This window comes from Scytonema sp. UIC 10036 (assembly GCF_009725235.1).
Genome location: NZ_WJFC01000032.1, coordinates 1 through 22,554 on the forward strand (window position 1 = coordinate 1; position 22,554 = coordinate 22,554).

The following is a 22,554-nucleotide window of genomic DNA, read 5'->3' on the forward strand; positions in this document are numbered from 1 at the left end:
CCCAGCCTCAGGCTGGGAATGCCTTTTTAGGACGTCTTTTGTCACATTCCATTGCAGCCAAATTTTTCCGCTTTTTATGTCAATATGGATAATACAACTATGTATCCAATCCTGACCTTCCAGCTTATATAAACGATTTGGTAACGATCGCGTTCCGTATCAAAAGTTGTCTCAACTTCAACATCCCCGTAAGCAGGTTTTTCTTTTCCATACTCTCCAAGCATCTGTTGCACAAGCTGCCGATGTCGTACTATTTTTTCCATTCCACAATTACCGAAAGTATTTTCAGGAGTAAGTTCAAATGAGTAAGCTGGTAATACCAAATTTTACAGGAAACCAAATGGGGCAAGTCACCGTCACTTTAACTCTTACAAATCTAATCGATCAAGTTTTAGCTCAGCGAGGTTTTATTTCTTCTGAAGAAGTTCGCTCTTGTATCCTAGATGATGTTTTGGTAGATACGGGTGCAACAATGCTATGCTTACCCACTGCCATTATTAATCAACTCGGTTTAGTTCAGTCTGGCGAAGCGAATGTAGAGACAGCAGCCGGAATAAAGCTGGGACGGATTTTTCGAGCTGTTGACCTCTGTATTGAGGAGCGTCGAGGGACTTTTGATTGTCTGGAATTAACAGACGTGCCTTACGCCCTGCTAGGTGTGACACCAATGGAAGTTCTTGGGCTAGAACCAGATTTGAAAAATCGTAAGTTGCGGGTATTACCTATGAATTCCGAGCAAACTTATCTTAGTATTTTATAAGGAAGTATCAAAGTCATAGCATTGCATCTACCTTAAGCCCTGCTGTTTCAAAATCTCTGAAACCCAAGCAGCATTCTCTTGTGACAGTGGAGGTATGGGTTCTTGAGTATAGTCAATTACCAAATCGTAATTCCCTTCATCATATATTTCATTAATTAATATTTGGATATCTAGTAACGGTTCCGGATCGTTGTCTCGTAAAGGTAGGAAATAGCTAGGAATTGGATTTGGTAAATTAAAGGCGTATAAATCAGCTTTCGGACGATTGGAAGCACGGCTTATCAAAATTCTATAATCACTTTGAATGTTATTTGGTACTTGCTGAATTGGCTTTCCATCCCGCAGTAAATCAATTTCAACTAAATTCGTAGAACTTCCTAAGATTTGTAAACGCTTCTTTATATATGCATTTCGTCCTTCCCCCGAACGCTTGTTTTTAGGCGAAAGAATTTCAATGACAGTTATTACTTCTTGTGTTATGACATCTCGCACTTCTAAATAAGTTTCCTTGATGGTTTCGGGCATAGTAACATCTACTGTGACAACTTCGACTGATGGTGTTGTAACAGCGGTCGCTGCTTTTTGTGGTGATGATGTCTTTTGCGTATTCTGTACTGCAACATCGGCAACACCTACTAAAAGCGAATCTTCATCTGTTGTTTGATATACACGCTTTTCAATCGCCGCTTTATATTTAGGGCGCAATTGAGGGTTCAGTTTCCGGAAAATAGCTACTATCAGCAGGTTATGGATTTCTGCCCAAAATAAGGGATTCTCTAGATATGGGTTCATCCCCGAAAATGGTGAAGTCATTACAATACCTCATAATAATCTTTACTCCCTCTCTTAGAAAATAGACGCCGCATATAATAATAAAATTCAAATTGACACCAGAGCAAGCAACAAATGGCGCTAGACCAAGTAAGAATCATCTTAGTAGAGCCATCCGGACCAATGAATGTGGGATCTGTAGCACGAGTGATGAAAAATTTTGGGTTTAATCATCTAGTGTTAGTCAATCCTCAATGCGATCCGCTTTCACCAGAAGCACTGCAAATGGCAGTTCATGCTAAGGATATTCTACAATCGTCTCGAACGGTGGCAACTCTACCAGAAGCTTTACAAGGATGTACGCGAGCGATCGCCACAACTGCTCGCGTTCGTGACTGGGGAACACCTATGGAGAATCCCCGCGAAGTATTACCGTGGTTGCTCCAAGAACCAAAACACTCAGCAGCGCTGATCTTCGGTAGGGAAGATCGGGGCTTGAGCAATGAAGAACTGAACTACGCTCAACGATTTGTTCGCATTCCCACCAGTTTTATCTATCCATCTCTCAATCTAGCAACTGCTGTTTCTCTCTGCTGTTACGAACTGGCAGTTTTTGATACTGAGAATCAAGAGGATACTGAGACCGAAGAACTCATCGCTGCAAAAAATGTCTTAGACAATGACCCTGCTTCTTTGGACGTTGTGGAAACATACTACCAAGAACTAGAATCCCTTCTCCTCAAGATTGGTTATCTTTATAGCCATACATCAGCAAGTCGCATGGAAAAGTTCCGACAATTGTACAATCGCGCTCAGCTACAAACGAAAGAAGTTGCTATGTTGCGAGGTATTTTACGACAGGTAGAATGGGCTATTGGGAACCTTCATAACCATGAAGATTCATAATTCATTATTTCCAGTACACACAATCTTTTTCTCAAAGCTTACAATCATGGCTTAACCTATAGACAAATAATTTGGAGGGCTTGATTCATCATGATTGGGAGACTGACACCTAAAAAAATCTTTTTCACTCGCAATAGGGATTAGTATGTAATTGCACGTGTACTTTAGCGTTGGTATTTATTAAAATCAATTATATTATAAAAATTTATCATCATTATATATTATGAATACAAGAACGCGTATAAAAGTTATCTCACAACGTCAATCCCCTCCTCGGCGTCCCAATTTACGCAAAGTCCAAAAACTTCCACAGAAAAAGATGGAGGTACGCAACCAGCAGCGTCCCCCTCAACAAAAACCAACATCTTCACGTGTAAAAGTTATTCCACCATTGAAACCAGCCACTGTACCGAGAAGGCAAACAAAAGGAGTCGCTCCACCCGTTCAGCACTCTGCTACTTTTAAAGGGAGGATTCCTCCTTACAACCCCAACACTGTAGAGTTAAAAACTGTCAGAGTGCAAAAGCATCCGGTGATGAAACAACCATTATCATCTCGAAAAACGCGATTAAAGCCGATGGCAAGAACAATGTTATATGCCCTGCGGTTGTTAATTGTGGGAGTTGGTATAGGTGCGATTGTAGGTACTGTTTTATCTGTGTTAGATCCAGCCACTCGTCTGGCGACACCACCGGGCGCATCATCCGATACCACTGTTGAACAAAAAGCACAGTCCCAACCAACACCAACACCAACACCAACACCGACAGCGTCTAGTGTGTCTTTATCCCAAGAAAATATTCCCTTAAAATCGGCTATCCAAAGTTTGGCTGCATCAAATCCAAATCTCACACCAGGAGTTTTCTTGCTCGATTTAGACAACAGCGGTTATGTGGATTTGAATGGCTCTGCCAGTTTTGCTGCTGCTAGTACAATTAAAATTCCAATTCTAGTTGCTTTCTTTCAAGATGTCGATGCACAAAAAATTCGTCTTGATGAAAGCTTAACCATGTCCAAGGGAATGGTAGCAGGTGGTTCTGGGAATATGCAGTATAAACCAGTAGGAACCCAGTTTACAGCGCTTGAAGTTGCTACGAAAATGATGACAATCAGCGATAATACAGCAACTAATATGCTGATTGCTCGGTTGGGTGGTATTGATGCGTTAAATCAACGTTTTCAAAGTTGGGGTTTGACAACGACTGCGATTCGCAATATCTTACCGGATTTGGGAGGTACAAACACAACCAGCCCCAAAGAGTTGGGTACTTTGATGGCAATGGTTGGTAAAGGAAATTTGGTGAGTATGAGATCGCGCGATCGCATTTTGGACATTATGCGCCGAACTGTGAGAAATCACCTGTTACCAGCTGGTTTAGGTCCGGGAGCAACTATTGCTCACAAAACTGGTAATATTGGGACAATATTAGGAGATGCAGGTCTAGTGGATGTGCCTACTGGCAAACGTTATGTTGTTGCTGTCATGGTGCAACGCCCAAGAAACGATACCGATGCTGAAAAGCTCATTGTCTCCATTTCTCGCGTTGCTTACCAACAGCTTAGCCAAAGTTTTACCGTTCCAAATAACATGGGAAGCAGCATACCAACCACTAGCTATCAGCAGCCACCAGTGATAAGCCCTCCACCAGCCATAAATCAACCGTTCCCCAATGGCATGAGCAACACCTTACCTCCCACTGGATACCAACCCCCAGTCATGAATCCACCATTCCCCAATGGTATCAGTACTAATGTACCACAAGCGGGGTATCAAGCACCTGCGATCGCTCCACAAGTAGCACCGCAATATTACTACAATCCATACCAAAGATAAGTTTTCCAATTCCATGACTTCTAAAACACCGTCAATTCAATTTTTTGCTGGCATTTTTGAAGAACTGAACAATGTCAGCCTGCGCCGTAACCTTCGTTCCGGTAACCGTATTATTGTAATGCTTTTTAAACAAGTGAAAGCTTTAGATGGATTTAATAGCTTCACACAACAATCTTTGAACTCAATGCTATTAACTGATGAAGAAGGAGAAATTCGTGTCACACCTTCTTCAACTCAGTTTATTTTTGGAGGTGCAGAAGGGGATGAATTGCAGAGAGTAGAGTGTAAATTTGAAATCGAGCAAGACGATCAATGGCAAAGATTCATGCGTTTTATGCAGCGATATGCTGAAGCAAATGGTATGGCATATGGGGAATCATAAGTGACTAACCTACAGAAAAGATGATGTCTAACTCGATATATCAAAACCCACAGTTACCATAGCGTTAGCTGTAAATCATGAATTTGTTGTTTTGGAGTTTCTAAAGTGATTAGTTTAGGAATAGCAGCACGGCTCATCTCGTAATACTCTAAATTCCGCTCAATTCCAATGCAGCAAATGCCCATAGCTTCTGCTGCTGCTACTGTTGAACCAGAACCCATAAAAGGATCTATAACTACGCCCTCACCCAAAGGCAATGCTGCATAAACTATCTGTCGAAGAAAAGACTGTGGTTTAAGACTTGGATGATTAGCAATAGCGCGTTCTTTTTGAGAAGTTCTTTTGCTAGGAATAACATCCCCCAATGGTGTACCATCTGGGTTTCGTCTTAACCCATCAGTTTGGAATTGTCGGAGACAGTCACTCAGCTTCATTCCTGAGGGTATGGGCGCTCTAAAAACGCCCCAAGGTTCATAACAACCTCGCAACATAGAGGAGACATTGGGAAATTCATCTTCAGCTTTTACTCCATCCCCTCGAAGATTACTTAATTAATTGAACCGTTTTTTTAAATTATTTCATAAATACTAAAAAAATCCTACACAGAGAGTGAGCTATATTTAGCGTTTTTGGAGAAATTCCTACGCAATTAACAGCGTTGATACCTCATCCCTGGACGTTGTGAAACTAAACCAATTAATTCTAACTGTAGTAAAGCGCTGGATACTAATCCTGGAGCCATAGCAGTTTGTTGAACAATAAAATCGAATGGTAATGCTTCTGAAGAAAGTACATTCATAACTTGTTGAAGTTCTGGAGATAAATCGGGTAAAGTTAATTGCTGCGGTGGAGAGGCGGCTTCAATAGAATCAAGTTCCGGGATTGCTCCTAGCATTTTGAGGAGTTCGTCTAATTCTCTAAGAATGGGAAACGCCCCTTGGCTAATAAGTTTTAAACATCCTTGGGAAGGGTAGTCATCTAATCTTCCTGGTAGTGCGTAAATATCTCGCCCAAATTCATTGGCATAACTAGCAGTAATCAAAGCACCCGATTTGATTGGTGCTTCCATCACTAACACGGCGCGGCTTAAACCAGCTATGATCCGATTGCGGCGGGGAAAATGAGTGCGATCGGGTGGAGTTTTTGAGGGATATTCACTCAAAACTAATCCATTAGGCAAAATCTGTTTGTAAAGTTCTTTGTTTTTAGATGGATAAACAACATCTACGCCCGTACCAAGGACTGCTAGTGTACGTCCTCCTGCTTTAATCGTAGCGCTATGGCTTTCCGTATCGATTCCGTCTGCTAAACCGGACACAACTGTGAAACCATTTTTAGCTAAAGCCATACTAATTTGACGAGTCCAACGCAAACCATACTCTGAGGGCTGACGTGTTCCGACAATACCAACCGTTGGTTTCTGTCCGAGATTTTCTCGCAAATCAACTTCGCCGCGATAGTACAAAATAGGAGGTGGGCTGGGAATCTCTAGCAGCAACCGAGGATACTCTGGATCGGCTGGTGTCCAAAAATGAGGGTTTTGCTGTTGGTGTTGTTGAAGAAATTTTTCTGGGTGCAAACGCGATCGCTGTTGTATAACTTTAGATAATGTTTGAAAACCAAAACCTTCTACCTCTTTCAACTGAGCCTCGGTTGCTTCCCAAGCTGCTGCTAGCGTGCCAAAATGCTGTTGCAATCGTCCTAACAGGATAGGACCAACGCCTGAAATTTGCGACCACGCTACCCAATACGCACGTTCTTGTCCCACCAATTGCCCATCCTCATTCTCTCTGGGTTTATTGTTCCCAAATTTCAGGAGGTTCGTAGTTGCGGTGCATGGGCTGAAGCGCAACTACAAACAAAATAATTACGTTGCTTGCCGAGTTTTTAAATACTCGAATACAGACTTATCTCCAATATCTGGAGGAATTGCTTGCACTGCTTTCCGCACGGCAAATACGACAAACAGAACTGCCCAAATTCCTAATAAAATTTTTTCCCCTTGCGTTGGTAACACCCCAACTAAGTGTCCTAGCAAGAGCAACGGAACTATTGGTGTTAGTATTTTAGTTTCAAAGCGATTAAAGCAAAACGCTTCTTTAAAATAAATCCCTGTCAATGCTGCAAAAGTAAATCCTACCCCCAGTAATGTCACTGGTTGAGTATAAACAGTGACAGCTAAGGTTTCGCTACTATACAACGTTAATACTAAGGCGCTAACACTGCCAATTGCCCAAAAAACTTGCAAAAGTCGGTGTAACATCACCAGATAGATATGTATCATCAGTAAACTGACACCCAAAGCCAGACTAAAACAGACATATAAAGGTGTAAGTACTGAGAAAAATTCTGGTTTCTGGTTAAATAAGACTAAAGCAGTACCCGTAGCAAAGCAGAAAGCAGAGACCATAAGCCCTGTACGGTAAACAATAACACCCCTGCGATCGCTCTGATTAATTGTAAACTCCCCAAACTGACCTTGATAAACTTCCGGTGCAGGTAAAACTTGCTGAGCCATAGCAATAGAAATCCGAGATTTTTAATAACAGCCAATCATCCCTATGCTATTTTATCCGCGTTCATCTGCTACAGGCTGCGGTTCAATTCTTTATTCAAAATACACTTCCAAGCGATCGCCCAACTTTATCTGCAACTGCGATCGCGCATTGCCATTGTTCACAGCAATTTCCACCCAACCATGGCTACCAACCAGGGCGATGACCTCACCAACTTTAACATCACTATAAGTTCCACAGTTGGGAATAGTTATTCCCGCCACTTCTACATTCCATTTTTTCCCCAGCACATCAGTTCCTGGAATGTTAGTCACTAAGTTACCAAAGCGGTCAATATATTGAATACTACCACTTATTCCCGTTTCCATTACCGTACATTTGGCAATATCCAATTGTACGAGAGTTGCGGGATCGATTGAGTCGCCCAACTGCTTGAGGGGAACACCGCTAGAAAGATAAGCTGCAACTGGTGCGAAAATGTCCCTCCCGTGGAAGGTACTGCTGGGTTGAGGGGTTCTCCAATACTTGGGATTTGTGAGTTCTACGGCTGCTATTGCCGTGCTTTCACTCAAAACTCCACCAAATATACCATTATCAGGTCCCACGAGGTAACCTTTGGCAAATTCTACTGCGATCGCCCGTCGCGTATTACCTACACCAGGATCGACAACAGCTAGATGCACTGTACCGACTGGAAAATAAAGGTAAGCATCCATTAAGCAGAACCGAGCAGCCGCGATATCTTGCGGTGGAACTTCATGTGTCAAGTCTACTACCATAAGTTTTGGGTTGATTTGGGCAATCACTCCCTTCATCGCCCCAACGTAAACATCACGGGTTCCAAAATCGGTTAGCAAGGTAAGCATGGGGTTGTAAAGCTTCCACAGCAAGATATTGCTGCTTAATAATATATATTAAGTTTATTTTTTCTGTAGCAAAAGTTACGAAAAATTTGCTATGTTAGGAAAGTTAGACATTTGATGGAGAAATCCAAGAGGCACATTGTTAAAATGAGCAGGAACAGATTGGAATCCGTAAAACAAGCACGAGAAACCCACAAACTAAATATTAAAAGAACTTTAGAACATCGCTTAAAAGTGGCTAGAGAAAAAGGCGATGAAAATCTAGTTCGCCAATTGGAAGCTGAAATGAACTATTTCAGTTAAAAATAGAGTTTTATTGTTCTAGTTCATAGTTTTGTTGTGTGTTAACCCGCCTTGGCGGGTTTTCGTATCTTTAACAGCGAGCTATCATCAGCCCCTAATATTTAATCGGGATGAGCAAAAATACCCATCCTATAAGAAATGTGATTTATTTAGTTTGTGTTTTTATGCATTTGTGAATGCAGATTCGTCTTCGTATATCTCAAATAGTCTATCTAGTTGAGTCAATTCAAAAATCATTTTGAGTGCAGGCGATACAGAGCAAAGACTGAAGCGTCGTCCCATATTCTGAGATAACTTTAACACAGATACTAATGCTAACACCGCAGCACTATCTATAGATTCTACTTTACCCAAATCCAGCAGCAAAATTGAGCAGTCACCCTGTGTTAACAGTGTTGTCAGTTTGCGTTCAAACTCTAGTGCGTTTGCACCATTAATAGAACCATTTGGTCTGATAACTGTCATGTTTGGATTTACAAGTGTGCTTTGCATGGTTCAGCTTTTATGCGTCAGATAATCAAAGTCTTAATGAAAGGATAAATAGGTCAACCAAAACCAAAAAAGGACAAACAAGTCAACAAGAAGGTAGATGACAGAAGGCTAGAGGTAGGAGGCTAGGGTGAGAAAGATGAAGAGTTTGACTAGTATTGATTTTCGATAGCTCAACAAAACTTCTAACCCTCAAACTTGTAAAAGCTTAGCAATTAGTCATAAGTTATAACCACTAACTACCAACCACTAACCACTAACCACTAACTACCAACCACTAACCACTAACCACTAACTACTAGCCATAACCTAATAAGCCCCTGTTTTTTTCAAAACAACGCGTACTGTTTGTAACAAAATCTTCAAGTCCAGCCACAGCGACCAATTTTCAATGTATGAAATATCCAGTTTTACTGCGTCTTCAAAATTATCGATATTGGAACGACCAGAGACTTGCCACAATCCTGTAATACCAGGTAAGACTTCTTGTCTGAGAAAATGCTTTGTTTGGAACTTTTCTACATCTCTAATAGGAAGAGGACGAGGACCAACCAAACTCATCTCTCCTAGCACAACATTAAACAGTTGTGGTAACTCGTCTAAACTGTAGCGGCGTAAAAACTTACCAATTCTGGTGATGCGAGGGTCATTTTTGACTTTAAACAGAACACCATCCTTGACTTCGTTTTTGGCTTCTAAAGCAGCTTGTAACTTTTCCGCATTAACAACCATGGTACGGAATTTCCATATCTTGAATTTTTGACCGTGCAATCCAATTCTGTCCTGTCTAAAAAAGATTGGTCCTGGAGAGTCTAATTTAATCAGTACAGCAAGTGTTAAGTACACAGGTAAAAACAGGAGTATCAGAATGATTGAAGAACAAAGGTCAAAACATCTTTTTACCCAGAACTCACTACCAGTGATTAATGGTGCTGGAATTGTTACAAAAGGAACTTCACCAATCATCCAGAAATAAGATTTGGAAGGAAGTACTCCAGCTTCAGTTGGGATAATTCTGATTGTGATACCGGCAGTATAAAAGTGCCAACAGACGTACAGACGCTTTTTGATGGCATCCCAAGAGACAAAGACCTCTTCAACACCTAGACTGCGAATATAGTCTAAAGTTGTTTCGCGGACGCTTCTGTCCAAGCAACTTGGGTTAGCTACACCAACAACTGTATAACAATCTTCCTTTTCTATAAGCCTGATATTTCTTTCTTGTTCATCAGAATTAGTGATTAGAAAAACTGTATGACGGACGACTCCTTTTTTACGCAATAAGTTAGTGGTCACATCAACAAGGAAACGCCCACCACACAGGAAGGTTACTGAGAATAACCAAAATAGCAAAAAGGTTGAGCGAGAGATATAAGTATTTGGTTCGTAAAGAAAGGCAATGAATAGAAGAAATACATCGGCTAGGGAAACTGCTTTGATAAGACGGGAATAACTCCGACGATTGTACCCCGAACGATATAATCCCTGTGCGGTGAGAATTCCTATTTGAACAAATAGAGTTAGTAGTAAGAAAGAAGATTTTTCTGTCCAAGGAGAATTGACTGGAGTCCCATAAAATACTGCTGCTTTCCATGCTGTCGTTAAAAGTAAGACATCTAGTGGTACTAGCGTCAACACGCGCAAAAATTTAGTTGCAAATCCTTTTTGAATTCTTGCGCCACGACCTGACCTTAAATCTGGTTTGAACCCGATAACTGACAACTTGTAAGTCATATTGACTGTACCTAATTGTTTACTATGGTGTTTTTACTCTTTGGTTGATACATGAGAATTCGCGAGATTAACAATGGAGTAATCGGACGAATTTGAGTTCGAATGGGTAATTTAACGCTTTGACATATGAAAACTATTTTTAGCGCTTTCGAGCTTGGTCAAATGCTCTTGCTATTGCATTCCAAGCTAGTTTGCGTTGAAAGTTGAAATCCAGTGGTAAAGGACGCACTGGTTTACCATCAGAACGTGGTAGAAAAGATGCGTGCCATGTGTATCTATCGCTCAGTCCCCAGGTTAATACTGCAATGACTGCTTTTTCATCTAGCACCACTGAAAGATAATCTTCATAGACACTAGCAACCATGCGATCGCGAACTGCAGAATCTGCAGGCAACTGTTGATCTATTACGTCTAGTTCAGTAATCAGAATTTTTAAACCGAGACTCGCAACATTAGAGAGAAAAGCTCGCAATTTTTTAGGGTTCAAGCCTTTTTCATGAGCCATTAAGTGAGACTGAATACCAAGAGCGTGAATCGGTGTACCCTTCTTTAAGAGATTCTCTAGGAGCTTTAATGTTGCTTTTCTCCTAGCCTCATGTTTGGGTATATCGTACTCAATCCAAGTTTCATTATACACTAACATAGCTTTGGGGTCAGCTGCTGCTGTTGCCCGAAAGGCTAGTTCAATATAATCTGGCCCTAAAAAATCAAGCCATGGAGAGGTCTGCAAAGCATCAGACCTACCTGATTCTGGGTCTATCGCCTCGTTAACCACATCCCAAGAATGCATTTTACCCGCATAGCGTTTGGAAACAGTCGTGATATGGTCTACTAAAACTTTCTCTGCATTCTGGCGGTTAACAACCTCTTTAAACCATACAGGTATATCATTGTGCCATACCAAAGTATGCCCTCTGTATAACATACCATGAGCGCGTGCAAATGCAGCTAGCCAATCTGCTTTAGCAAAGTCATACCGTTCGGGAGCAGGACGGAGTTGAGTCCATTTGAGAGAGTTCTCCGGGACTATCATGCCGCAATCTTTGAGAAAGCTAGCTCTGAAGGGTGTATTGGATTGAAAAAACTCTGGTTCAACTGCTGCCCCATAAATAATTCCTTTTGAAGCAGCACGTTGTTTCAAAGAATTTTGTCCAACCACTTTAAAGTCTCTTTGTGGATTGTAAAGAGCTTGGACTTGACTATTTGTGTTAACTACTTTTCCTGCTGTGACAGCAGCTGACCCTGCTAATCCTGATAACCCAAGAAATAAGATTTGACGTCTGCTTAGAGGAAATTTTGGCAACATGGAAGATTCAGAGGTAGTACAACTGATAACTGGTCATTGGTCACTGGTCACTGATTACTGGTTACTGGTCCGAGTAGGTCTATAAATTTCTGCCGCAACAGCCGATAAAAAAATAATGAATTGCCTACTAAATATCTTTTCCAAAGACGACGAGGTTCAGTCACGAATCTTGTCAACCATTCAAACCCAGAGTCTGTCAGCCACTGCGGACCGCGATAGACAGTATTTGTATAGAAATCGAGGCAAGCACCAAGAGGCAAGAAAACTTTTGTATCGATTCGATCCATGTTGTCTGCAATCCAACGTTCCTGTATTGGCATTCCAAAACCCACGTACAGGATTCCTGGTTTAAATTCATTAATCTTCTCAATCAGAATATCGTTATCACGACCAGACTTATCAAAATAGCCGTGGTGCCCTTCTACTTTCAGATTAGGTGCGATCGCGGTTAACTGAGAAATTGCCTTGTTGACTACTCCTGGCTTTCCCGCAAGAAGGAATAAAGACACATTGTTTCTTTCACAAGCTAACGCCAAGCTTTCTATATAGTCAGGGCAAGTCATGCGATGTGTAGGTTCTACAGAGTACCCAAAAAATTTTGCTGCTAGCAGTACACCGAACCCATCACAGAAAACCACATCAGCTTTATTTAGGAAGTTGCGATACCAAGGCAATTCGCAAGCAAAGTTCATGGCTCGGATATTGACATTACCTACAACTGTCTTCTTTTGAGTTTTCGCTGACTCTACGACATACGAGATCAATTGACAAGCGGTGAGCTTGTGAAATCGAGTTTTCAGTATTGTGACTTCTTCAAATGGTGGCATAATTACACCCCTTACCTCTCTAAAATGAATAAGATTAATGCTGACGGAGATTGCTGCATTGCAAACATTCAGTAAACTTTATAAATTTCGTCACCTCTTATGACGCAATTCAACTTCTCGGTAGTCAAACGTATCGATAGAAGCCAAGAGAGTTACATTGGGGGAATTGAGATTTCTAAGACCTGGAAGCCTATCTCCACGCTTCAACCACACATAAAGATTTTACGGACTCAGTCTAAAGCGTGTCACCCCAATACGAGCGTTTGTATCAAGGCTTTCACTTAAACTACAGATGCACGCTATCAGCACAAACCGATAAGCAATAAAATATTTGCTATCAATTCATCAAAATATTTGTATATTTCGACACATCTACCCTGTCAATTTTTTTCTTTTCATAAATTATTTAATGAAGTATCTGTTAATTATTGTTTGATTGTGAGCATATCGCAATTACCATAGCATTGCAACTCGATTTTATATCAAATATTCAAATTAAAACTTCACAATATCTTTGAAAAAGTGAGCAAAGATAAATGCTATCTTGCTTAGCTTTTCCTGATTGTTAAAACTGTTTCTACTTACGATTTTCACAAATAGTGATAAATGTCATAAAAGTAATATTTGTGAGATATGTGTGTTGGTTTCAGATCGTTTCAAAAGCGAGAAGGGTTATCGTCTATTTTTATTTAGTAGTAATAAAATTATTTCATTTATCCTACTTAATATCCCAATAACATCACCGATCCGTCCTTTGCTGATGTTTAGATGAAATGAGGAGAGTACAATTTTTCCTCTTTTGTTCTCTCGTTCCGATGGTACAAGATTTCCAAGTAGATAGGGCTATGTCCACCATCAACTATTGATGGTGGGCATAGCCCTACCTACTACTTACTTATCAGTTGTGCGGCATAGCCATTCAAATTGTTTGTGCTTTGGGCTTGAAAGTGGAAGCAACGTGCAACTCTTTAAGCTGCTTTGCATCGACTGTCGAAGGTGCCTCTGTTAACAAGCAACGTGCTTGTTGAGTCTTTGGAAAAGCAATCACATCTCGAATGGATTCTTCTTTAGAAAGTAACATCACCAAACGATCCAAACCATAAGCAATTCCACCATGAGGTGGAGTACCGTACTCAAAAGCATCTAACAGAAAGCCAAACTTGTTGTGGGCTTCCTCCGGAGAAAGCCCAATTGCCTCAAAAACTTGCTCCTGCACTTCACGTTGATAGATCCGCAAGCTACCGCCACCAACTTCAAAACCATTAAACACCAAGTCATATGCTTGTGCTCGTGCAGTTTTTAAATCACTGAGATCGTTTGGATTTGGTGCAGTAAATGGGTGATGTAATGCCTCTAGACGTTTTTCGTCAGCATTCCATTCAAACATGGGGAATTCTGTAATCCAAAGCAAGTTAATTTTCTCTGGATCTATCAGTCCAAATTCTTTAGCAACAACTTGTCTCAATCTATCTAAGGTTTTATTGACAGTAGCAGTATCACCTGCACCAAATAGCAATAAATGACCGGGTTTTGCGTCTGTACGGCGTAAAATTTCCTGTTTTTGTTCTTCTGTTAGGTTAGTTTTGATGGCGTTAATTGTGTCGATCTCACCATCTTCTCTGACTCGAATGTATGCTAAACCTTGAGCACCTGCATCAGCCGCTTCCTTAAAGACATCACCGCCCGGTTTAATACGCACGTTGGAGATGATTTCCCCATTGGGGATAGGCAGAATTTTGACGACTCCTCCATTCGCTACAGCGTCCTTAAAAACTTTAAAACCACAATCTGTCAAAATATCAGAGACATTAACAAGTTCTAAACCGTATCGCGTATCTGGTTTATCACTTCCGTAGCGTTCCATCGCCTCTGCATAAGTCAGACGTGGAAAGGGACGTTGTAACTCAAAGTTTTTAACTGTTTTGAAGATGTGACAAACTAACTTTTCGTTGAGTTCGATAATTTCCTCTTGGGACATAAAGCTCATCTCCATGTCCAATTGAGTAAATTCTGGTTGTCTGTCAGCGCGTAAGTCTTCATCTCGGAAGCAACGAGCTATCTGATAGTATCTGTCAAATCCAGATACCATCAATAACTGTTTGAAAAGTTGGGGTGATTGTGGTAAAGCAAACCATTCACCTGGGTTAGCCCGACTCGGTACAAGATAATCCCGCGCACCTTCAGGGGTAGAACGAGTTAACACGGGAGTTTCAATTTCTACAAAACCTTCTACATCTTCCAAGTAACGGCGAATGGCTTTCACAATTTGATGCCGCAATTGTAAGTTATTTGCCATGCGATCGCGTCGCAAATCCAAGTAACGATACTTCAGCCTGAGTTCTTCCCGCACTGGATCTGCATCTGCGGTGGAAACTTGAAATGGAAGTTGTTTGCCCACAGCATTAAGCAGTTTAATATTATCGGCGTAAATTTCTACTTTGCCTGTGGGTATGCGAGAATTTAGAGATTCTTCGGGACGTTGCGTAACCCTACCCTTAATTTCTACAACATACTCATTTCTTAGAGCAGTAGCGTCTTCGTAGGAATTGGAAGTGCGCTGAGGATCGCTAACAATTTGAACTGTGCCACTGCGATCGCGTAAATCTATAAATATCACGCCTCCGTGATCGCGGCGACGATCTACCCATCCGTACAAGGTAACAGTTTCTCCAATGTGTTCTTTTCGGAGTTCGCCGCAATAGTAAGTTCGCATAATTGATTCTTGTTTACAGAGCTAGGGAGTCAAAACTAATATTAAAGCTTTTCCATTATCTAGCATCTATAGCAATTCTAGTAATTCACTTCCAAAAAATCATGCAAAAGCAAGCTAAATACCCACAGGCTAGCACCTACAATATTCGCATGAAAATTTTCTTACCCCTACTCCTTACTCTATAGCTAAAGAATTTTCAAACTAAAAACCATCTATAACTTTCTTTATGGGATGGGCATGACTGCCGTCGGTGAGAACGGGCGGGCGAGGATGCCCACCTCACAATCACAAATGATTCTAACTTCTTTACTTAGAAATCTCCACTCAACCCATTAAGAATGAGGGCGAGGAGCATTAAAAGCGTCCCAGGCGGCTTTTGCAGCATCTTGGAAACGATCGCCGAGTTCGGCAAACTGTTTCCAAAGCTCATGCCAGTTTTTCTCAGCTTCTCGCTGAAGTATTGTAAATGCGTTTTCAATGCGATCGCGTTCTATGAGTGTTTCACCTTCAATTGCTTCTCTTGCGCGACGTACTGCATCTAAAAAAGTTTCCCGAGTTAGAGTTCCTGCGGATTCTGCTTCTGCTTGGGCGCGTCTTCTGAGTGCTTCAATCAGTGCTTTGGTTTCGTGCTTAATTTCATCAGTTTCCCCCGCCATCTCTGTTTCTACCATTTCATTGGTTTGAGGGCTAACTTGTACCACAACTACGTTTTCTTCACCGTTTGCATTGTATGTCATTGGTTTGCCTCCTTGATTGAGTTAGTGGTTAGTGGTTGGTGGTTAGTAGTTAGTCGTTAGTTGTTTTTACCACCAACCACTAACTACTAACCACTAACTACTAACCGTTAACGAAATGAAAATTCAGAATTTCTAGACAGACCTTGTTCTAACTTTAGCAAAGCTTCTACTCTGGCTGCAGTGGGCGGGTGACTGGAGAACAGGCTGCTCATGAACTGTCCGGAAAACCCATTGGTAATTAACAGTGGTTCAAAGGCGGGATTGGCATTAAGAGGTAATTCCCTTGCTGTGGCTTCCAAACGTTGTAATGCACGGGCTAAAGCACGAGGATTGCCTGTCAATTTTGCAGAACCAGCATCGGCGGCAAACTCCCGTATGCGCGATATTGCCAATTGGATGACTGTTGCGGAAATTGGGGCAAGCAGTACTGTTAATAATAAGCCTATCGGATTTGGGCTGTTGTCGCGATCGCTCCTTTGATACGGTGCATACCAAACGCTGTAACTTACAATTTGGGCTAGAAACGAGATTGCGCCTGCAATTGTGGCAGCAACAGCTTGTGTGAGGGTGTCACGATTGGCAACGTGAGTTAATTCGTGAGCGATGACACCTTCTAGTTCATCTTCTGGGAGTAAATTTAAAATTCCTTCTGTCACTGCAACCGCAGCGTGTTCTGGATCGCGTCCCGTTGCAAAAGCATTGGCGGCTGGGCTAGGAACTCTGTATATTCTTGGTACGGGTAGGTTAGCGCGATCGCACAATCGCTGCACCATCCGATACAATCCCGGTGCTTCTTGTGCTGACACGGGCTGAGCGCGATATGCGGCTAAAGCAATCTTATCTGATTGATACCATGAAAATAAGTTTGTTACTGCGGCGATCGCAATCCCCATGACTATCCCACTGGTTCCGCCTATAATCCAGTAGCTTATGGTAATCAAAATTGCGCTTAATAAAGCCAGTAAAGCAGCAGTCTTTAATTGATTTCTCATGCTTTGGTCTCCTTATAATGCTGCACTTTCAAGTTCAAAGCTTGCTAGTAAAAGCATTACTTAAACCACTGTTTCATTTTATCAACCCAACCACAGATTTTAGAGGTAGAAATTTACTCCTGTTAAGTACGGCTTTCCCACCTTATTCTTTATCCTTCATATTTCCTACTTCATACTTCTGCCATAAGGTTGATTGACCTTAGGTATACTAGGGAACATTTTCTCTGAAAGTAGGAAAAGCAAGAAAATCGTTTGAAATTTACTTTGATTTTTAAGTTCTGTAGGTAAAGTAGGAGAATCAAAGCAAGAAATAGAAAAATGCCTAAAAAATAGTATTATTTATCTAAAAATTCTAAAAAAGTTGTTTTTCTCATCCGGGCAAAAATGTATACAATTATCCATTAAGAGTAAATTTTTCAATTTAAGAGCGCATTTTCCTCTGGATGACTCACTACTTAGTAGAGTTTCCAGTTGCAGGATCGACATCTCCGAGGACAAATTCCATGGCGCAAAATGTAAACAAAACAGGGTTGTTGCAGAAGGTTGTAAAAAGCTTGCAGGAAGTTGCAGAGTTTATTTTCAGCCCTTGGTTGCATCGTGCATATGTTAAATCATTGCACAGACGAGTCGAATACTTAGAACGAAGAGTCTATGAAGGTGTACCAAATACAGAGGAACGCCTAGAAGTGTTAATTCAGCATTGGCAACACCAGTTTGACTTACTACAAAATCAAGCAAAAAGTCAGTTAGATAAGCTGGCAGAATATAACCTGCGCCAGCAAATACTAGAAGTCCTTAAGGAACAAACACATATCATTATCCAAACAATAAAACCCACTGTAGAAGAGTTAGTATACGAGATTGAGGAGAAAAAAAATTTAAAAGATAATGAAAGCTCGGCAAACATTCAAGCAAAACAACAGAAGCTACAAGAATCTTTAGCACAAATTCAACAATTGAGTGCTTTGCTACCACGTATAGAAGCACAGACAGCAGCTAGCCTGGAAGCCGGACATTGGCTGTTAGCGACTAGAGAAGAACTGGCACAAGACTTAGCAAACGAGTTATTAGGTTGGCAACATTCACAGGTAGAAGTATTTCGCACTCAATTGAGTAGATACTTAAAGCTCCTAGGGAGTTGTCTGGAAAATGGCATTGAACCTCGTTTGTTATATCAAGGAATTATTACTCACGAGCAACCATCAAGTGAGATTTACCTGGAAGCATTTAATATCATTAAAGGTCGATACATTCCGGAGTGGGAATACTCATCAAAAATTTCCACAAAAGCGGCTAAGGAATTGAAGAAGTATTTCAATTACTTGACTGATTACCTAGTTACAGTTTCGCTCTGAACTGAAACATCCACATTCATAGCTACTGACTAAGTATGTTACAAAACCTTAACCTTAGTAATCCAATAGAGAGGATGCGCTCTTGGAAAGATTACCTTATATTAAGGAAATGGTAAGAGATGGGTTAGTGACGATTCAAAACGTTGAAGTTCTTCACCACGCACCTGTCGCATCAAGCGATCGCTATTTCAATTGAGTGCTACTTACTTTGAGTACTACAATAAGTGAGTTAGAAATGTAGGCTACCCACTTGGAAAACTCATGACTATTTCTAAAGTAGAAGCAAAGCAGTTGCTAGAAAGATTAATTTTTGAGAATACGCCTTCTCACGAGTGGGTGCAGGATGTGTGGGAGTTCAGTCCAACACTGGGAGACGGTGCAGCAAAGTTGTTAGAGGTGTACGAAGCATTGATCGATTGCTGTTCGGAAGAGCAGTTGGACAATTTGCTGCAAAGCTACTATCAACAAAGCCTTGAATGAATTGTTATAAAGTGTTACTATAGATAAAGCATAGTGTTTGGAGAGGTGGCAGAGCGGTTGAATGCGGCACACTCGAAATGTGTTTTAGGGAAACCTAACGGAGGTTCAAATCCTCTCCTCTCCGTTTTCATTACTAGGTAAGCTTTTTAGCAATTTTGAGTTCTTCTAGATTAGCTGAAAATGGTTGAACAATGGTTGAATGGTTGAACAAATGGTTGAATCAGGAAATCTTATTTAAATTATTAAACTACATAGGAATAGCTTAACCTTATATTTACCCCAATACTGCTTGGTTACGAATATTAGTAGGTTGGGTTGAGGAACGAAACCCAACAAACACATTTTTCTTTTTTTAACCAAAACCTACGCAGTATTGATAGTTGCTCGGTGTACCTCTAGCTTCTGAAAAAAAGTTTTTAGCGATCGCTGTTGAGACTGCATAAACCAAATCAGCCAGACATATGAACCGGTAGGAGCAAGAAAAACAACAATTGCTCTTCTAAAAATCAACTACCTACTGGGAGATATCAATGATTTTTTTACGTTCTAAATCCAGCCATTTTGCTTTTTTTATGAGCTTGGCTTTAGCCAGTTCAATTACCAGCACTGTCGCTAGGGCAGAGTCAAATCCTTTTATTGCTCAAAACACCGTAAGTCAAACTGGTGTTCAGAAAATTAATAATCCTATTATTCGCGACAAAATTGATGTACTCACTCCAGGAAAAATCAATGGAGCCGATCCCTTTAAAGAAGGATTTGCTGACTTCAAAGAAAAACCTGGTTTTGCTGACTTTACCAAACCTGTTGATAGGTCAAGTATCACCAATCCATCTATTATACAACGTCCATCAGCAGTTGATACATTCAAACAAATTCAAACTCGTTAAGTTTGAGTATTGCTTTACCTAATACGAAGTGGCAATACATCTGAGTTAAACCTTGTAAAGACGTTCTGGCAAAACGTCTTTACTTAACACATAGGTCATCATTATGATACAGGAAACAAAAAAAGTTCAATTTGTTGTCAAAACATCCAAGCATTGTAACCTACGGTGTCGCTACTGCTATGAATACGCAGAACTAGCCAACAAACAAGCGATCGCACTTGCTCAAATTCAACAAATGTTTACTAATATTGCTAGTTATTATCAACATTTAGAATTTACTGTTGAAATTGAGTTTGTCTGGCATGGTGGAGAACCATTACTGCAAACACCTGATTTTTACTGGAAAGTTTTTGAGTTCCAAAAGCAGATATTTAAATTTGACCATATTCGAGTTAGAAATGGCGTACAGACAAACCTGACATTATTAGATTCACGACGATTAAAACTTTTAAAAGAAGGATTTGATGGGGTAGGAGTTTCAATAGATTTATTTGGAGGATTGCGAGTTTACCAAACAGGTATTGAATCCCAAAATAAGGTTTTAGAAAACATTGATAAACTGACAAGGGCAAATATTGATTTTGGTTGTATCAGTGTCCTCACCAAGCAAAATTTAGAGTTTATTCCAGAAATCTACAATTTTTATAGACAGATGAACCTATCTGCCAGAATATTACCTTTATTCAAAGGCTCGTTTGAAAATCAACATCAAGGTTTCGAGATAACTCCATACGAAGTCTTAGAAGCTTATAAAAAACTGGTAGATTTATGGCTGGCAGATGAAAAATTGGTTTGGATATCGCCAATTTATGAAGCAATTAAGCAGGTAGTTCATCACTACACACCCAATGCTCCAACAAGTTTCTATGATAAACGTGAATGGGAGTCAATATATATTGTTGATGTTGATGGAGAAGTTTATAGCTATGCAGATGCTTATTTAATAACTCACAGCCACGGTAACATCTTTAATCAACCTCTTGGTTCATTAATTAATAGCGAGCGGCATCAAAAGATAGTTATTGAAGCAGAAGAAAGAATTCAAGAAACGTGCAGTCAATGTAAGTTTTTCGGGAGTTGTAGCAGTTATCCAATCGCCGAAGGAAATCGACAATATAATGAACTGAATTCAGACGGTTCGATTAAGTGTATTGTTGATAAAGGACTTCGACAATATATTGAGTATCGGCTATTTGATATGGGAATTATTGATGTGGATAGAGGATACATCAAATTGGAAAGGTTGGAACTCGAACGCCAAAGTTCGCCTAGTTTAGGCTATGTTTAGATTTCTGGCATTGTCAACCCTAAGTATATTTTACTGTTTCCTAATGAGAGTTCTTTGTTCCCTTTTTTGAGTTATACTAACCCCATATTTTGAGGAGTGCAATTATGGGCAACCAGCGCTTGGGGAAACTGTTGTCTTTTGGCTTTATTAGTTTGTGTTTTAGTTTGGGTATTGGTATAGGATTATTTATTCGCTTTGGACAAATACAGCGATCGCAAGCGGCAAGCACATCCACAGATACATTGCCAGTCCCTTTTTCTGTACCAGAGTTCCCAACGTCAGATACTATTACCATCCAAGCGGTTGGAGACATAATTCCCGGCACAAACTATCCTAACTACAGGTTACCAAGCGATCGCGACCAACTGCTGCCAAAGTCTGTACGAGCATATCTACACAGAGCAGACATTCTATTTGGTAACTTTGAAACGAGCTTAACCAACCACCCCTACAGCGCCAAAGACATCAGCCGGGGACAAGTGTTTGCCTTTCGTTCCCCACCCTCCTACGCTCAACTGTTTGCTGATGTTGGATTTGATGTTATGAACATAGCCAACAATCATGCACGAGATTTTGGTTTAATAGGGTTCCGAGACACAGTCAAACACCTTAAAGCAGTTGGAATAGACACATTAGGGCATAAAAATCAAATTCTTGTATTAGAACTTGACAATATTCGAGTTGCGATGATTGGGTTTGCTCCTTACGAACATTACAATTCCATTCACGATCTAGATACAGCCAAAGCACTCGTAGGAGAAGCCAAAAAAAATGCCAACATAGTCATTGTGTCAATGCACGCGGGAGCAGAGGGAACAAGTGCATTACACGTCAAAAATAAAACTGAGTATTTCTACGGAGAAAATCGAGGAAATTCCGTCCTGTTTGCGCGAACAATGATTGACGCGGGAGCAGATCTAGTCCTCGGACACGGTCCCCATGTTCCGCGAGCAATGGAAATCTATAATGATAAACTCATTGCCTACTCTTTAGGAAATTTTTTGGGATATCGAACGCTATCCACAGTAGCCCAAACAGGGTATTCAATGATTTTAGAAGTCAAGATTAATTCTCAAGGAGATTTGGTAGGAAGTAAGATTATTCCCATTCGTTTAGATCGCCAAGGAATCCCCCGTATCGATCAACGCTTCCATACAGTAGGGCTGTTACGTGATTTAATTAGTAAAGATTTTCCCAACCAACAAGTCAAGATTAACAAGAAAGGCGAAATTGTCGTGGACGATAGCGATTTAGTTGCAGAAAAAGAATAATACTATTTTGGATTTTGGATTTTGGATTTTGGATTTTGGATTTTGGATTTTGGTTTTTGGATTTTGGATTTTGGATTGACAGTTCCAGGTTCTACCTTTCTCGTTTTCTCGTTTCCAGGTTCAACCTGGGAACGAGGGAT

Annotated in this window: 24 protein-coding genes and 1 tRNA gene; 12 read left to right on the top strand and 13 right to left on the bottom strand. The window is 40.6% G+C overall.

The features are described from left to right. Nucleotides 1–74: 74 nt before the first annotated feature. Nucleotides 75–263 (bottom strand): element excision factor XisI family protein, encoded by a 189-nt coding sequence (locus F7734_RS17000; RefSeq protein WP_243146928.1) that lies wholly within the window; start codon nt 261–263, stop codon nt 75–77. Nucleotides 264–301: 38 nt separating this feature from the next. Here F7734_RS17000 and F7734_RS17005 point away from each other — a divergent pair, with 38 nt between their 5' ends. Next, entirely contained in the window at nt 302–760 is a 459-nt protein-coding gene (locus F7734_RS17005; protein ID WP_155745799.1) for an aspartyl protease, read from the top strand. 27 nt (nt 761–787) lie between these two features. Here the strand turns inward: F7734_RS17005 and F7734_RS17010 are convergent, their stop codons facing one another. Further along, a complete protein-coding gene (locus F7734_RS17010; RefSeq protein ID WP_155745800.1) occupies nt 788–1,573 on the bottom strand; it encodes a DUF4058 family protein in 786 nt (261 codons plus the stop codon). A gap of 93 nt (nt 1,574–1,666) precedes the next feature. Here F7734_RS17010 and F7734_RS17015 point away from each other — a divergent pair, with 93 nt between their 5' ends. The 3 genes from F7734_RS17015 to psb28 all read left to right on the top strand — a co-directional run bounded on the left by F7734_RS17015 (nt 1,667) and on the right by psb28 (nt 4,653). Then, a complete protein-coding gene (locus F7734_RS17015) occupies nt 1,667–2,437 on the top strand; it encodes an RNA methyltransferase (protein ID WP_155745801.1) in 771 nt (256 codons plus the stop codon). Between the two features lie 223 nt (nt 2,438–2,660). Then, nucleotides 2,661–4,271 (top strand): serine hydrolase, encoded by a 1,611-nt coding sequence (locus tag F7734_RS17020; RefSeq protein ID WP_155745802.1) that lies wholly within the window; start codon nt 2,661–2,663, stop codon nt 4,269–4,271. A 13-nt stretch (nt 4,272–4,284) separates the two neighbouring features. Continuing rightward, a complete protein-coding gene (gene psb28, locus F7734_RS17025) occupies nt 4,285–4,653 on the top strand; it encodes a photosystem II reaction center protein Psb28 (RefSeq protein ID WP_155745803.1) in 369 nt (122 codons plus the stop codon). Between the two features lie 53 nt (nt 4,654–4,706). Here the strand turns inward: psb28 and F7734_RS17030 are convergent, their stop codons facing one another. From F7734_RS17030 to F7734_RS17045, 4 genes are all read right to left on the bottom strand, one after another. Further along, complete coding sequence (locus F7734_RS17030; RefSeq protein ID WP_207714123.1) at nt 4,707–5,087, bottom strand: site-specific DNA-methyltransferase; 381 nt, start codon at nt 5,085–5,087, stop codon at nt 4,707–4,709. Nucleotides 5,088–5,302: 215 nt separating this feature from the next. Further along, complete coding sequence (gene dprA, locus F7734_RS17035; RefSeq protein WP_166481959.1) at nt 5,303–6,421, bottom strand: DNA-processing protein DprA; 1,119 nt, start codon at nt 6,419–6,421, stop codon at nt 5,303–5,305. A gap of 99 nt (nt 6,422–6,520) precedes the next feature. Beyond that, the gene (locus F7734_RS17040) at nt 6,521–7,171 is read right to left on the bottom strand and encodes a DUF2301 domain-containing membrane protein (protein WP_155745806.1); all 651 of its coding nucleotides are present in this window, start codon (nt 7,169–7,171) and stop codon (nt 6,521–6,523) included. A 90-nt stretch (nt 7,172–7,261) separates the two neighbouring features. Beyond that, complete coding sequence (locus tag F7734_RS17045) at nt 7,262–8,035, bottom strand: SAM-dependent chlorinase/fluorinase (protein WP_155745807.1); 774 nt, start codon at nt 8,033–8,035, stop codon at nt 7,262–7,264. A 144-nt stretch (nt 8,036–8,179) separates the two neighbouring features. Between F7734_RS17045 and F7734_RS60755 the strand changes: the two genes are divergently transcribed. Next, nucleotides 8,180–8,335: a hypothetical protein gene (locus tag F7734_RS60755; protein WP_166481960.1), complete on the top strand. Its 156-nt coding sequence runs from the start codon at nt 8,180–8,182 to the stop codon at nt 8,333–8,335. Between the two features lie 162 nt (nt 8,336–8,497). On the opposite strand, the gene F7734_RS17050 is transcribed toward F7734_RS60755, so the two are convergent. From F7734_RS17050 to F7734_RS17080, 7 genes are all read right to left on the bottom strand, one after another. After that, nucleotides 8,498–8,827: an STAS domain-containing protein gene (locus tag F7734_RS17050; RefSeq protein WP_155745808.1), complete on the bottom strand. Its 330-nt coding sequence runs from the start codon at nt 8,825–8,827 to the stop codon at nt 8,498–8,500. Nucleotides 8,828–9,133: 306 nt separating this feature from the next. Continuing rightward, complete coding sequence (locus F7734_RS17055; RefSeq protein ID WP_155745809.1) at nt 9,134–10,558, bottom strand: sugar transferase; 1,425 nt, start codon at nt 10,556–10,558, stop codon at nt 9,134–9,136. Nucleotides 10,559–10,697: 139 nt separating this feature from the next. After that, nucleotides 10,698–11,864 (bottom strand): endo-1,4-beta-xylanase, encoded by a 1,167-nt coding sequence (locus tag F7734_RS17060; RefSeq protein ID WP_155745810.1) that lies wholly within the window; start codon nt 11,862–11,864, stop codon nt 10,698–10,700. 47 nt (nt 11,865–11,911) lie between these two features. After that, the gene (locus tag F7734_RS17065) at nt 11,912–12,691 is read right to left on the bottom strand and encodes a WecB/TagA/CpsF family glycosyltransferase (RefSeq protein ID WP_155745811.1); all 780 of its coding nucleotides are present in this window, start codon (nt 12,689–12,691) and stop codon (nt 11,912–11,914) included. Nucleotides 12,692–13,610: 919 nt separating this feature from the next. Continuing rightward, a complete protein-coding gene (gene aspS, locus F7734_RS17070; protein ID WP_155745812.1) occupies nt 13,611–15,404 on the bottom strand; it encodes an aspartate--tRNA ligase in 1,794 nt (597 codons plus the stop codon). Nucleotides 15,405–15,736: 332 nt separating this feature from the next. Continuing rightward, nucleotides 15,737–16,141, bottom strand: coding sequence for a hypothetical protein (locus F7734_RS17075; protein ID WP_155745813.1), 405 nt, complete (start codon nt 16,139–16,141; stop codon nt 15,737–15,739). Nucleotides 16,142–16,248: 107 nt separating this feature from the next. Continuing rightward, entirely contained in the window at nt 16,249–17,133 is an 885-nt protein-coding gene (locus tag F7734_RS17080) for a M48 family metalloprotease (RefSeq protein ID WP_155745814.1), read from the bottom strand. A 503-nt stretch (nt 17,134–17,636) separates the two neighbouring features. Here F7734_RS17080 and F7734_RS17085 point away from each other — a divergent pair. The 7 genes from F7734_RS17085 (at nt 17,637) to F7734_RS17110 (ending at nt 22,414) form a co-directional block, all read left to right on the top strand. Continuing rightward, nucleotides 17,637–18,488, top strand: coding sequence for a hypothetical protein (locus F7734_RS17085; protein WP_155745815.1), 852 nt, complete (start codon nt 17,637–17,639; stop codon nt 18,486–18,488). Between the two features lie 82 nt (nt 18,489–18,570). After that, nucleotides 18,571–18,684: a DUF190 domain-containing protein gene (locus F7734_RS63550; RefSeq protein ID WP_166481961.1), complete on the top strand. Its 114-nt coding sequence runs from the start codon at nt 18,571–18,573 to the stop codon at nt 18,682–18,684. Between the two features lie 65 nt (nt 18,685–18,749). Then, nucleotides 18,750–18,968 carry a hypothetical protein gene (locus tag F7734_RS17090; protein WP_155745816.1) on the top strand — a complete coding sequence of 73 codons (219 nt, stop codon included), beginning with the start codon at nt 18,750–18,752 and terminating at the stop codon, nt 18,966–18,968. 39 nt (nt 18,969–19,007) lie between these two features. Then, nucleotides 19,008–19,092: transfer RNA gene (locus F7734_RS17095), tRNA-Ser, on the top strand. A 406-nt stretch (nt 19,093–19,498) separates the two neighbouring features. After that, entirely contained in the window at nt 19,499–19,855 is a 357-nt protein-coding gene (locus F7734_RS17100; protein ID WP_155745817.1) for a hypothetical protein, read from the top strand. A 103-nt stretch (nt 19,856–19,958) separates the two neighbouring features. Continuing rightward, the gene (locus F7734_RS17105; RefSeq protein ID WP_155745818.1) at nt 19,959–21,143 is read left to right on the top strand and encodes a radical SAM protein; all 1,185 of its coding nucleotides are present in this window, start codon (nt 19,959–19,961) and stop codon (nt 21,141–21,143) included. Between the two features lie 104 nt (nt 21,144–21,247). After that, nucleotides 21,248–22,414: a CapA family protein gene (locus tag F7734_RS17110; protein ID WP_155745819.1), complete on the top strand. Its 1,167-nt coding sequence runs from the start codon at nt 21,248–21,250 to the stop codon at nt 22,412–22,414. The last annotated feature ends 140 nt before the right edge of the window (nt 22,415–22,554 follow it).

Bases quoted from the DNA above. Each gene is read 5' to 3' on its own strand.
- F7734_RS17000 (WP_243146928.1), bottom strand. From the start codon at position 263: ATGGAAAAAATAGTACGACATCGGCAGCTTGTGCAACAGATGCTTGGA.
- F7734_RS17005 (WP_155745799.1), top strand. From the start codon at position 302: ATGAGTAAGCTGGTAATACCAAATTTTACAGGAAACCAAATGGGGCAA.
- F7734_RS17010 (WP_155745800.1), bottom strand. From the start codon at position 1,573: ATGACTTCACCATTTTCGGGGATGAACCCATATCTAGAGAATCCCTTA.
- F7734_RS17015 (WP_155745801.1), top strand. From the start codon at position 1,667: ATGGCGCTAGACCAAGTAAGAATCATCTTAGTAGAGCCATCCGGACCA.
- F7734_RS17020 (WP_155745802.1), top strand. From the start codon at position 2,661: ATGAATACAAGAACGCGTATAAAAGTTATCTCACAACGTCAATCCCCT.
- psb28 (WP_155745803.1), top strand. From the start codon at position 4,285: ATGACTTCTAAAACACCGTCAATTCAATTTTTTGCTGGCATTTTTGAA.
- F7734_RS17030 (WP_207714123.1), bottom strand. From the start codon at position 5,087: ATGAAGCTGAGTGACTGTCTCCGACAATTCCAAACTGATGGGTTAAGA.
- F7734_RS17040 (WP_155745806.1), bottom strand. From the start codon at position 7,171: ATGGCTCAGCAAGTTTTACCTGCACCGGAAGTTTATCAAGGTCAGTTT.
- F7734_RS17045 (WP_155745807.1), bottom strand. From the start codon at position 8,035: ATGCTTACCTTGCTAACCGATTTTGGAACCCGTGATGTTTACGTTGGG.
- F7734_RS60755 (WP_166481960.1), top strand. From the start codon at position 8,180: ATGAGCAGGAACAGATTGGAATCCGTAAAACAAGCACGAGAAACCCAC.
- F7734_RS17050 (WP_155745808.1), bottom strand. From the start codon at position 8,827: ATGCAAAGCACACTTGTAAATCCAAACATGACAGTTATCAGACCAAAT.
- F7734_RS17055 (WP_155745809.1), bottom strand. From the start codon at position 10,558: ATGACTTACAAGTTGTCAGTTATCGGGTTCAAACCAGATTTAAGGTCA.
- F7734_RS17060 (WP_155745810.1), bottom strand. From the start codon at position 11,864: ATGTTGCCAAAATTTCCTCTAAGCAGACGTCAAATCTTATTTCTTGGG.
- F7734_RS17065 (WP_155745811.1), bottom strand. From the start codon at position 12,691: ATGCCACCATTTGAAGAAGTCACAATACTGAAAACTCGATTTCACAAG.
- aspS (WP_155745812.1), bottom strand. From the start codon at position 15,404: ATGCGAACTTACTATTGCGGCGAACTCCGAAAAGAACACATTGGAGAA.
- F7734_RS17075 (WP_155745813.1), bottom strand. From the start codon at position 16,141: ATGACATACAATGCAAACGGTGAAGAAAACGTAGTTGTGGTACAAGTT.
- F7734_RS17080 (WP_155745814.1), bottom strand. From the start codon at position 17,133: ATGAGAAATCAATTAAAGACTGCTGCTTTACTGGCTTTATTAAGCGCA.
- F7734_RS17085 (WP_155745815.1), top strand. From the start codon at position 17,637: ATGGCGCAAAATGTAAACAAAACAGGGTTGTTGCAGAAGGTTGTAAAA.
- F7734_RS17090 (WP_155745816.1), top strand. From the start codon at position 18,750: ATGACTATTTCTAAAGTAGAAGCAAAGCAGTTGCTAGAAAGATTAATT.
- F7734_RS17100 (WP_155745817.1), top strand. From the start codon at position 19,499: ATGATTTTTTTACGTTCTAAATCCAGCCATTTTGCTTTTTTTATGAGC.
- F7734_RS17105 (WP_155745818.1), top strand. From the start codon at position 19,959: ATGATACAGGAAACAAAAAAAGTTCAATTTGTTGTCAAAACATCCAAG.
- F7734_RS17110 (WP_155745819.1), top strand. From the start codon at position 21,248: ATGGGCAACCAGCGCTTGGGGAAACTGTTGTCTTTTGGCTTTATTAGT.